This is a genomic window from Verrucomicrobiia bacterium (assembly GCA_023953615.1).
Lineage (GTDB): Bacteria > Verrucomicrobiota > Verrucomicrobiia > Limisphaerales > JADLHS01 > JADLHS01.
Window position 1 is genome coordinate 2,288,586 of sequence record JAMLJH010000001.1, and the last position, 11,541, is coordinate 2,300,126.

Below are 11,541 nucleotides of genomic sequence, written 5' to 3' on the forward strand. Positions count from 1 at the left end.
TCCGGGCGACTTCAGCAACTCGATTTAGGTCTTGGGCTGGTTTCGGCTCTGTGACAATCTGGCGGCATGAAAACGCTGCGCATCCTGCTCCCGTTCCTGTTTTTGGCGACGCTGGCCGTCAATCCAGTTCCGGCTCGCCCGACCGATTCCGCCACGGTGAAGAAGCTCTTCCGTAATCCGCCGCGCGAATACAGCACCGGTCCGCTCTGGGTGTGGAACGATTTGATCACGGACGAGCAAATCCGCTCGACGCTGCGCGATCTGGCCCGACAACAGGTCAAGCAGGCCTGGGTGCATCCGCGTCCCGGACTCATGACGCCGTATCTTTCGCCCGAATGGTTTCATCTGTGGGAGGTGGCGCTGGATGAAGCGCGCCGCCTCGACATGAACATCTGGATTTATGATGAGAACTCTTATCCCAGTGGTTTTGCCGGAGGTTGGGTGCCCGAGTTGGTGCCCGAAGCGCGCGGGCGCGGTTTGAAGCTTTCCGAAACCCAAACTCCGCCCAAGTGGAGCGATGAGTTGATCGCCGTGCTGCGGGTGAACGGCGACACCACCGAGGATGTCTCCGCTCAAATCAAGGCGGGGGAAACGCTGTCGGAAGGGCGGTACTTTGTCGCCACCCTCCTGCGTGCGGCGGATCGCGCCTGGACCGGCGATCACGCTTATGTGGATTTGCTGTATCCGGGCGTAACCGAAAAATTTCTGGAAGTCACGCACGAGGCGTATCGCCGGCATTTCGGCAAGGAATTTGGCAAACGCATTCCCGGTTCGTTCACCGACGAACCGGAATTATTGCCCGCCGGCGGAATGCCTTGGACCGCGGATTTGCCCGAGCAGTTTCAGCAACGCTGGGGTTACAGTCTCCTCGCGAGCCTGCCGAGTCTGGCGGCGGAGGTTGGCGATTGGCGGCGCGTCCGGCACAATTACTATTCCACGTTGAACGAGTTGTTCGTCGAGCGCTGGGGGCAACCGTACTTCAACTATTGCGCGTCCAATCATCTCGAGTTCACCGGTCACTATTGGGAACACGAATGGCCCAACTGCGGCATGGTGCCCGATAACATGGCCATCGCCGCGTGGCAACATCGGCCCGGCATGGACCTGCTGATGAATCAGTACGCCGAGCACACGCACGCGCAGTTCGGCAACGTGCGTTCGTGTCGCGAGGTTTCGAGCCTGGGCAACCAATTGGGGCGGCGCACGTTCGTGGAAGTGTACGGCGCGGGCGGTTGGGATTTGCGGCTCGAAGACATGAAACGCATCGGCGATTGGCTGCAAGTTTTGGGCGTGGATACGCTGAATCAGCACCTCGATTACCTCACGCTACGCGGCGCGCGCAAACGCGATCATCCGCAGAGCTTTTCCTATCACGAACCGTGGTGGGATGCGTATCACGTTTCCGCCGGTTACCTCGCGCGACTCAGCGCCGCGCTGTGTCAGGGCGAACAAATCAATCGCATCCTCGTGATTGAACCGACCACCACCGCCTGGATGTATCAGGGCAACGGCGCCAAGCTCGGCGCGCTGGGCGATTCCTTCGCCAAACTGCTCGTGGCGCTCGAGGCGGCGCAGATCGAATACGATCTCGGCAGCGAAGACGTCATCAAACGCCACGGTCGGATTCGGAACGGTGAATTCTGGGTGGGCCAGCGCGGTTACGACGTGGTGGTGCTGCCGCCGCACACGGAGAACCTGGATGAAAGCGTCGTGGATCTCGGTGAGGAATTTCTGAACGCTGGCGGGCAGGTGGTGTGTCTGGGCGAACCGCCGTTGCGTGTCAGCGGTCGGGAATCCTGGCGCGTGCAGGAGGGCACGAGCGAAGTCGGCTGGACGACGGCGAAGGTCGAAGCCGCGCCGCAAGTGTTGCAGCGTTGGAATCGAACGAATGAATTTCGCATCACTCGCGCCGCTGGCGATCACGGCCTCCTGTTCCACATGCGCCGGCAACTGGCCGATGGCGAATTGCTTTTCCTGGTCAACACCAGCAGCGAGTTTCCCGCCACGGGCGAATTTGTTTCCCGCCGTCAGAGCGTCGAGCAATGGGAACTTTATTCAGCGGCAGTGCAGCCGTATCCGTTTGCCGCCGCCGGAGCCGGAGTCCAAGCGAGCTTCAACCTGCCCCCCTGCGGCAGCTTGCTGCTGTTCCTGTCCAACCAATCCCGGAAGCCGGTGCCGAGGCCCAATGCAACCGTGACCACCATCCCACCGACCGACGCCACCACGGTGCGGCGGCTTGAACCCAATGTGTTGACTTTGGATTACGTGGACATCACGGCGGGCGGCGAAACCAAGCGCGACCTGTATTTCTATCAAGCCAACCAGTTCGCCTTTCAGAAGAACGGACTGGAACGCAATCCGTGGGACAGCGCGGTGCAATTCAAGGACCGGCTGATCACGAAGTCGTTTCCGGCGGACAGCGGCTTCAGCGCGAGCTACAAATTCACCATCCAAGGCGCGGTGCCGGCCAATCTGGCCATTGTGATTGAGCGGCCCGATTTATACACCATCACCTGCAACGGACAGCCGCTGCCCACGCCCGCGCACCCGCCGGCCAAGATCTGGCAAGCGCAGGAAACCACTTACGCCGCCGGCACCGTGCTCCGGCCCAGCCCGGTGTTCAAGGATTGGTGGCTCGACAAGGCGTTCGGCAAAATCCCGCTTGCTCAGGTGGCGCGCCTCGGCGAGAACGTGGTCACCATCACCGCCGCGCCCTTCTCCATCTATCACGAACTCGAATCCGCTTACGTACTCGGCGATTTCACGTTGCAACCGTCCGACTGGGGCTTCGTCATCGCGCCGGATCAACCGTTGCAACTCCGCGCCGCCACGACCGTGACGACGCTGAAGCATGACGCCAATCCGGATCAAAGCATGTGGTTGAGCGGCGGCATCGGGTTTACCGCCGGCGTGGAAGATCGCGCGCCGTTCGTGGTGTTCGATCTGGGTGGCGCGCGAGACCTGCGCACGCTGCGCCTCTGGAATTATTGCGAAGCGAACGTGCGCGACCTGACCTCGCGCGGCGCGAAGGAGATTCGCGTGACCGGCGCGGCGGATGCCGCCACCCCTGAATTCAATCAACCGCTCGGTCAGTTCACCCTGGCCCGCGCCAGCGCCAGCGGCGGCGCGTCCGAAGACCTGGCCGTGACGGCGCGCGGCGTGCGGTTTGTGCGCGTGGACATTTTGAGCAACCACGACGGCGTGACCTTTCCCGCCACCGGCCAGCCGGAGGACAACGGGTTCGTTGGTCTGGCGGAAGCGCAATTTCTCGACGCCACCGGCCGGATGATTGACGGCGTTAAAATCCAGCAAGTCTCCAGCGAACTGGGCGCACGCCAACGGCTGGCCCGGTACCTGGTGGACGGCAGCGGCTTCACGCGGAAAACTTCCGGCGGCTGGAATTCGCAGGGGCATCCGTTCTACTCGGCGGGCGTGGCGTATCAACAACAGTTTCACGTCGCGAAACGCGCGGGCCGCTATGTGGTGGCGCTGCCCCAATGGCTGGGCAGCGTGGCGCAGGTGACGGTGAACGGCAAAGCGGCGGGTTACATTGACGCGTCGCCCTACGAATGTGACGTGACCCGACAGATCAAACGCGGCAACAACACCATTGTAATCACGGTCATTGGCACGTTGAAAAACACGCTCGGACCGCACCACGGCAACCCGACGTTGGGTCTGGCCTGGCCCGGCATGTTCCAAAACGCGCCCAACCCCGGTCCGCCCGCTGGTGAAACCTATTCCACCGTCGGCTACGGATTGTTCGCGCCCTTCGCGTTGAAACAATTGACGGACTGAGTGGTGACAAAAAGTAAAGCCTCGGTGACGGGCATGAAGCGCACCCTGCAATTTCTCGCGATCATGACTGGTCTGATGTCGTTGCGTTCCGGCGTGGCCGCCGCGCCGGCAGCTTTACCCGGGGATCGCATGTTGTCCGCGTATTTCCGTCACGAAACGGCGGCGCTCAGCGAGCAGTGCCTGACGGAGATTCAATCGCTGGCCGACTGGCAGGTCCATCGCGCGGAGTACCGGCGGCAGTTGCAGGAGATGCTCGGATTGTGGCCGCTCCCGGAGCGGACCGAGTTGCATCCGGTCGTCACGGGCAAAATCGAGCACGACGAGTTCACGGTGGAGAAGCTGTATTTCCAAGCGGCGCCGCAGCTTTATGTGACGGCGAATTTGTGGTTACCCCGGCACCGGACCCGACCCGCGCCTGGCATCCTCTACGTTTGCGGTCATTCCCGGCAGGTCGGCAACGGGGTGAGTTACGGCAACAAGACCGGTTATCAACATCACGGGGCGTGGTTCGCGCGGAACGGTTACGTGTGTCTGATGATTGACACGGTGCAACTGGGCGAGATCGAGGGGCTGCATCACGGCACGTATCGCGAAGGGATGTGGTGGTGGAACTCGCGCGGTTACACGCCGGCGGGCGTCGAGGCGTGGTTCGGTCTGCGCGCGCTGGATTATCTGTGCGCGCGGCCCGAGGTGGACGCGGAACGCATCGGCATGACGGGGCGTTCGGGCGGTGGTTCGTACACGTGGACGGTGGCGGCGCTGGACGAGCGGGTCAAGGTGGCCGCGCCGGTGGCGGGCATCACCGATCTGCAAAATCAGGTGGTGGATGGTTGCGTGGCCGGACATTGCGATTGCATGTTTTTCGTGAACACGTACCGCTGGGATTTTCCCCAACTGGCCGCGCTGATTGCGCCGCGACCGTTGCTCATCGGCAACACGGACAAGGACACCATCTTTCCGCTGGAGGGCGTGGTGCGTTTGCACGAAAAGGTGCGCCGCATTTATCGCCTGCACGGAGCGGAAAAAAATCTGGGACTGCTGATCACCGAAGGACCGCATCAAGACACGCAGGATTTGCAGGTGCCGGTGTTCCGCTGGTTCAACCGGTTTTTGCAACCGGAACAACCGTTGATCGAGATGGCGGCAACCAAGTTTTTCGAGCCGGAACAACTCCGGGTGTTTGATCAACTCCCCGCCGATCAGGTGAACACGGAAATCCATGCGCGGTTCGTTCCCCAAGCCAGGCCGCGCACGAGCGCGGAATTGCAAACACCGCGCGCCACCCTGGCGGCAACGCTCAAAGCGCAGACGTTTGCGGGTTGGCCGGAGGAAAATTCACCGTTGACGCCGGAGCGGGTTCGCTCGGTCGAGCGCGAAGGGTTGCGGTTCAGCGCCTGGGACTTTATCAGCCAGCCTGAAGTGCGGCTGCGCCTGTATTGGCTCGAACCGGTGGACGGTGGCGGCAGCAGCAACGCGATCAATCTGAACGTGCTGAATGTGGATGACTGGTCGGATTGGCTGGCCGCGATGCGCGTGGTCTTTGCGGATCAATTAGCTGAAGAACTGGCGCTGCCGCATCCGCCGGCGGCGGCAACCGAGGCGTTCACGCAATTGAAAGCGCGGGTGACGCAGGGCGGAGCGAATGGCGCAGTGTCGGCGTATTTCGCGCCGCGTGGCGTGGGGTTGTCCGCCTGGTCGGGGGATGCCAAACAGCGGACGCAGATTCGGCGGCGCTTCATGTTGTTGGGACAAACCCAGGATGGAATGTGCGTCTGGGACATTCGGCGCGCGGTGCAAGCGCTGCGTTCGGTGCGTGGCGCCGCGACCCGCCGCGTGGATTTGCAGGCCAACGGCCCGATGGCGCTGAATGCGGGTTGGGCGGCTTGGTTTGAACCGAACGCGCACCTGGTCTCCCTCGCGGTTGTCCGGGCGTTGACGGAAACCACCGCGCCGGATTACTTGAATCTTTACAGGGTGCTGGACTTTCCGCAGGTGGTGGAATTGATGGAGTCCACGCATGCGCCTGATCAGACCGACGCGACCGAGAAATGAGTGAGAGTGAGTGCGATCGTCCCCCTGGTCGCAGCGGTTCGCGCAATGCCAATCCACTTCCGCAGAGAGGCAGGGGAATGATGAGCACAGGAATGGGAAATGGGGGAGTACCGCCGTCTCGGCGGTGGTCGTTCGCGTCTCACGGATGACATCCGGTTGTAAAGTAAAAGGCCACCGAGGCACAGAGGCATTGAGGGGAGGGGGGAAATACAAGGGACGATCGTTGCTGAATCTTGGTGCGAAGCGGTTGGAGTTCAAACGCGGTACGTAAACCTATGGTCTCCAGCCGCCGATCAGAAATCCGATCCGGTAAATCCTGTTCATCCTGTCAAAATCAAGCCCGCCCTACCCATGCGTTCGTACCACCGTTGTGCTGGGAGGGACGACTTCCACGTCGTCCCCAACTCATCAGGGAAATAAGCGAGGCACGCCGGCATTGAATGTTCACGCGCGCCAACTTAAGCTCGGATGTGCTTCACCACAGTTTTATGGTGTGTTCAGTCAACTGGCTGACGCGGGTATTGATCGGCACGATGATTGTGTCGTCGTTGTCCGCCTTGGAAATCATCCCGCTGGAAACGCCGGCGCCATGGCAGCGACTCGAATTTCGCATCGTCGGAGTGCCCCCTGTGGCCAATCCCTTTGATCCTGAACAGATCCGGGTCGAAGGCACGTTTCGGTTGCCGTCCGGGTCAACGCGGTCCGTTCCCGGCTTTTGGTATCAGACCTGGCAGCGCCAATTGATCGGCGACAACGAGCAATTGAGTTCGACGAACGCGCCGGAGTGGCGCCTGCGGTTTACTCCGCCAGCGGCCGGAGATTATTCCGTGAGCGTAACTGTTTTCACCAACGACCAGGCCACCGGGCTGGCCGCCAGCAGGAATTTTTCCGTCACGGGTGAAGCGCCGTCACGCAGCGGTTACGTGCGCCTCGCTCCGGGCAGGCAGTATTTCGAGACGGGCGATGGTCAGGCGCTGCGGATGATCGGCGCGAACGTGTGCTGGCATGGCAGTCGGGGCACGCACGATTACGATGACTGGTTCGCCGCGATGGCGGCGGCGGGCGCCAATTTTATGCGCCTCTGGATGTGCCCGTGGTCGTTCGGTTTGGAAACCGAGCCGGACTCGCTCAACCGTTATCGCCTTGATGAAGCGTGGCGGCTGGATTACGTCCTGCAACAGGCCGAGCAGCGCGGTTTTTACGTCGAGTTGTGCCTGGATTACCACGGCATGTTCGCGTCTAAACCAGATTACTGGGGCGGCAACGATTATTGGCCCAAGCATCCTTATAACGTCGCGCAAGGCGGACCGTGCGCCACGCCCAACGCGTTTTTCACCGACGCCGCCGCGCGCACGCTTTACCAAAAGCGGTTGCGCTATCTGGTGGCGCGTTACGGTTACAGTCCCAACCTGCTCGCGTGGCAGTTCTTCAACGAGATTGACAATGTTTATTCCGTGCTGAACGCCACCGACATCGCGGCGTGGCACGCGGTCATGGGCGACTGGCTGCGCGCCCACGATCCGTTTCAGCATTTAATCACCACCAGTTTTACCACCGCCGATCCGCACGCGGAAATCTGGTCGCTGCCGCAAATGGACTTCGTGTGCATCCACTCCTACGGCGCGGGCCGACCGGCGCGCGCGTTGAGTGCGAACACGCAGAAGTTGGGGCAGGAATTTGGCAAGCCGGTGTTGATAGATGAATTTGGCACGAGCTGGCAGGGTTGGAATCGCGCCGCGGACCCGCACCTGCGCGGGTTGCGTCAGGGCCTCTGGGGCGGTGCGTTGGGCGGCTCGGTTGGCACCACGATGTCCTGGTGGTGGCAGAACCTGCACCGTGAAAATGTGTATCCGATTTATGCGGCGTTGGGGAAAATTCTCAACCCCACCAGTTGGGGACAAGGCGCGTGGACCAATCTGGTTTTCGACATGTCGCTGACGCCGCCGCCGACCGTGGATGAACCGCTGCCCAATGCGTCACCGTTCAACGTGACGCTGCCGCTGGACACGCGTTGGGGACCGAAACTCGCGGGTGAAGTCGCCGTGGCCGCTCCGGGCGCGTCCAGCTATTCCGTCAGCGCGCTCAACAGTTTTGTGCATGGCACGACCCATCCCCATTTGCGAATTCCCTTCCGCCTCAACGCGTGGCTTACCAACGACGCGCGCCTGATTTTGCATCTGAATTCGGTTTCGCAAAATTCCATCCTGGTGGTGCGCGTCAACGACACGGAATTGTATCGCACCAACCTGGTCAATCTCGACGGCGGCCACGCCGTGAGCCACGAATACAACACCGACCTGACCGTGCCCCTGCCGGCGGGACAATGCCGGATTGAAATTCTCAACGCGGGCGCGGATTGGTTTTATCTCGATTGGGTGCGATTGGAACGCGTGCTGCCCGCCACCTATGCGAACCACTGGCAGCCGCCGTGCGAGCCGATCGGATTGGTCGGAGCGCGCGAGGCGTTGCTGTATGTTGTCGCGCCCGGCGCGGCGTTTCCCGGCAGCGCCACCGAACCGACTCTTCCCGTGCGGTCGGGCCAATTCATCACGCTCAGCAACTGGTCGCCGGGCCGTTACGTGGTGGAATGGTTTGACCCCGTCAGCGGAGACCATGTGGGCCAGACTCACGCCACCACTCGCCAGACGCGATTGCGGTTGCCGTTGCCTGATTTCAGCACCGACCTTGCAGGCGTGCTCCGCCTGCCGCCCCGTTTATCGCAATCCGGTTTTTGATTTGTCGCGCCGCACGTAATTATCGTCCCCAACTGATCAGGGAAACATCCCCTCACCCCGGCCCTCTTCCATCCGATGGGGAGAGGGTGACCGACAGGTCGGGAGAGGGGAAAAGCGTTTAATTCCAAAGTGGCTACAACCCGCGAAAGACACGAAATACGCGAACGGGAATTATCGCTACGCCAAGCCAGCTTCGCAGAGAGACAAGGGAATGATTGGCAAGGGAATGGGGAATGGGGGAGCACCGCCGTCTCGGCGGTGGTCGTTCGCGTCTCGCGGACGACATTCAGGTTCTGAAGTTAAGAGCCACCGAGGCACAGAGGCATCGAGGGGAAGGGAAAATACAAGGGACGATCGTTGCTAAATCTTGGTGCGAAGGAGTTGGAGTTCAAACGCGGTACGTAAACCTATGGTCTCCAGCCGCCGATCAGAAATCCTGATCCGGTAAATCCTGTTCATCCTGTCAAAATCAAGCCCGCCCCGCCCATGCGTTCGTACTACCGCTGCGCTGGGAGGGACGACTTCCACGCCGTCCCCAACTCATCAGAGAGATACAGCCGCGAAAGACACGAAATACGCGAACGGGAAGACAAGGGAATGGTGGGCAAAGGGATGGGAAATGGGGGAGCACCGCCGTCCTCGGCGGTCGTCGTTCGCGTCTCGCGGACGACATCAGGTTCTGATACTTCAGTTGCCATACGACTCCTCTGTGGACAGCGAGAAGTGCTTGCGGCGCAGCACATTTTTCAATTTTTCTATTGCCTCCACGGCTTTCACGGCCATGATTCTAATATATGAACCGCTGTTCGTATATTAATAGTTAGGCGACTATCATGCGTCTTGAAGATTTCGCCGAGATTACGCAGCGTATCATCCAGAAGGATGGCTTCGATGGCTTTCTACCGACTCTCTGTTTGCCGGAGCGCAGACACATCACCGTGCTTGAGGGTGTGCCAGACGAGAAGCAGCCAGAGCTACGTTCCATTTCACTCGCATGGGCCAAGGATAAGGCGACAGGCGAGGAGGAGTTTCTCCTTGCGTTCCGAGAGGACAGCGTATCCTTTCGAGTCATTCGGAGTTTTAGAGGTGAGCTTGATGAGAGAGTATTCCCAGTCGCCTAACCATGCGCTGCAGCGCCTATGAGGGTAGTCAAGAGGGTCGTGATTTTTCCGCCAGGTTTTTTCTAGTGAAGACTTCGTCGCGCGGAGCGTAACGGAGTGGAGCGGAGGCGCGCGCGAAGCGGTGGCGTTAACTTCCCACCGGCCCGCATCGGCTCGCTTCAGGTTCGGCTCACTTTTTCAGCTTAAAAGTTTTCCCTTTCGTTTCGCTCCTGGAGTCCGTCGCGTGAGATTTGCCGACCGGGGTCGTCGCTTGATGAGTGTGGACCGGCTTGCGTCCCGCACCAGCTCCTATCCGAGCAGTTCCCGTTCGGGAACGCCCAACGTGTCATGCTTGTGTGACGCGCGACGACCGGGGGCAGCGCCCCATCTAACCGACGGATGGTTCGCACCACGCCAGCTGCAGCTCCGAGCAGCCGCCGCCCGGTCGCAAATTGTTTCACGCTCTGACTCAAGGAAATTAAAGGTTGTCCCCGCTCCCTGTCCCCCCCATCCGCTGGGGAGAGGGTGGCCGCCAGGCCGGGTGAGGGGTAAATCGTTCACGCCGCGATCCAGCCCAGGTCTTCAAACGTGGCCCGGCCCGTGCGCCAGCGCCACAGGTCAATGGCCAGCCGCCGCGCCAGCGCCACCACCGTTTTCTTCTTCAACGCGCCGCCGCCGGCCAGTTTCACTTTCATCCCCTGCGCCGCTTTCCAGCCCGGCTGCCATCTCAGGAAACGCCACACCGCCTCCACCAGCAGCGTGCGCACGCGCGCGTTGCCCATCCGGTCAATGCTGCCCAGCAAACGCTTCCCGCCGGAACTGTGTTCCCCCGGACAACAACCGGTGTAACTGCCGATCTGTTTGCGATTGTGAAAGCGTTCCCAGTCGCACACCTCGCCGTCCAAGCTCACAGTGGTGAGCTCACCCAAGCCTTTGGGCAACACCTGCGCCTGCACCCGCGCCACCAGTTCGGTTTCGAGAACTTCCAGTTGCGCCTCCAGTTCCAGGATCACCTGCCGCAGTTCGGCCAGCCGTGCGCGCAACCAATCGTCCAGCGTTGCGAGTTTCTTCCAGTTGCGCGCGCCCCACCAACGACTCGGCAATTGCACATGCGCGTATTCGCCCACTTGCCCGTGCCCGCGATTGCCCAGCATGCGGATCAGCCGCCCGAGGAACTGCCGCCGCCGCGTGCCTTCCCGTTGCCGTTGCTCCGCCTCGCTGGGAATGCGGATGGGACTGAGTTCCGCGCGATTGCCGTCGAGCCAGCGGGAGAGGCGCAGACACAACGCCCGCGCATCGAGCTTGTCCGTCTTGCGCGCCCCGTTGAGCGCGATGGGGGTGATGAGAAAACTCTGCGCCCCGGCCGCCACCAGTTCCCGATGCAACGTGAACCCGAACCCGCACGACTCCTGCACGCAGAACACCTGAAAACCTTCGGCCACTTGCTGGCGAACGTGCGCGACGAGTTGCTCGCGACTGAACTGGCGGGGCGACTTGGGATGGCTATGATCCTGTTGGGCGACGGCCATGATGCTTGCCAGATGCACATCTAGGCCCAGCTTGAGCAGCGGCTTGGCCGGATCAATGACGGGCGTGGGCAAGGGCTGGCGTGGCGGGCCGGGGCGCACCACTGCGGGCTTGTCGAGGGTGGGGTTGAGGCTTACAGTTTTGGGCGTCGTGCTGGGTTTGAGGCTGTGTAGGTTTTTTTCATGAATGTGATGGTTGATGGTTTAACTTGCGCTCTCAGCGTGGCGACTCCGGTCGCCGCGTTCAACCCAGCATGGCATCTAACCCGGCGTGGGCGTCGCGGTTGCAGGCGTTGCCTCCCGTGCGCCGGGTCGCTGAGCTTGGGACGT

The 11,541-nt window shown here is 61.3% G+C and carries 5 protein-coding genes; 4 read left to right on the plus strand and 1 reads right to left on the minus strand.

Translation table 11 applies throughout. The features are described 5' to 3' along the window. The first annotated feature begins 66 nt into the window (after positions 1–66). From M9920_09575 to M9920_09590, 4 genes are all read left to right on the plus strand, one after another. Positions 67–3,798: a hypothetical protein gene (locus M9920_09575; protein MCO5052541.1), complete on the plus strand. Its 3,732-nt coding sequence runs from the start codon at positions 67–69 to the stop codon at positions 3,796–3,798. Continuing rightward, complete coding sequence (locus M9920_09580) at positions 3,799–5,850, plus strand: acetylxylan esterase (protein ID MCO5052542.1); 2,052 nt, start codon at positions 3,799–3,801, stop codon at positions 5,848–5,850. Between the two features lie 488 nt (positions 5,851–6,338). Next, complete coding sequence (locus M9920_09585) at positions 6,339–8,585, plus strand: cellulase family glycosylhydrolase (protein MCO5052543.1); 2,247 nt, start codon at positions 6,339–6,341, stop codon at positions 8,583–8,585. A gap of 833 nt (positions 8,586–9,418) precedes the next feature. Beyond that, complete coding sequence (locus M9920_09590) at positions 9,419–9,706, plus strand: hypothetical protein (protein ID MCO5052544.1); 288 nt, start codon at positions 9,419–9,421, stop codon at positions 9,704–9,706. Positions 9,707–10,242: 536 nt separating this feature from the next. Here the strand turns inward: M9920_09590 and M9920_09595 are convergent. Then, the gene (locus tag M9920_09595) at positions 10,243–11,286 is read right to left on the minus strand and encodes an IS110 family transposase (protein MCO5052545.1); all 1,044 of its coding nucleotides are present in this window, start codon (positions 11,284–11,286) and stop codon (positions 10,243–10,245) included. Positions 11,287–11,541: the final 255 nt, after the last annotated feature.

What these genes read in the sequence shown, in the direction of transcription:
- M9920_09575 (MCO5052541.1), top strand. Translation starts at nt 67, where the DNA reads ATGAAAACGCTGCGCATCCTGCTCCCGTTCCTGTTTTTGGCGACGCTG.
- M9920_09585 (MCO5052543.1), top strand. Translation starts at nt 6,339, where the DNA reads ATGGTGTGTTCAGTCAACTGGCTGACGCGGGTATTGATCGGCACGATG.
- M9920_09590 (MCO5052544.1), top strand. Translation starts at nt 9,419, where the DNA reads ATGCGTCTTGAAGATTTCGCCGAGATTACGCAGCGTATCATCCAGAAG.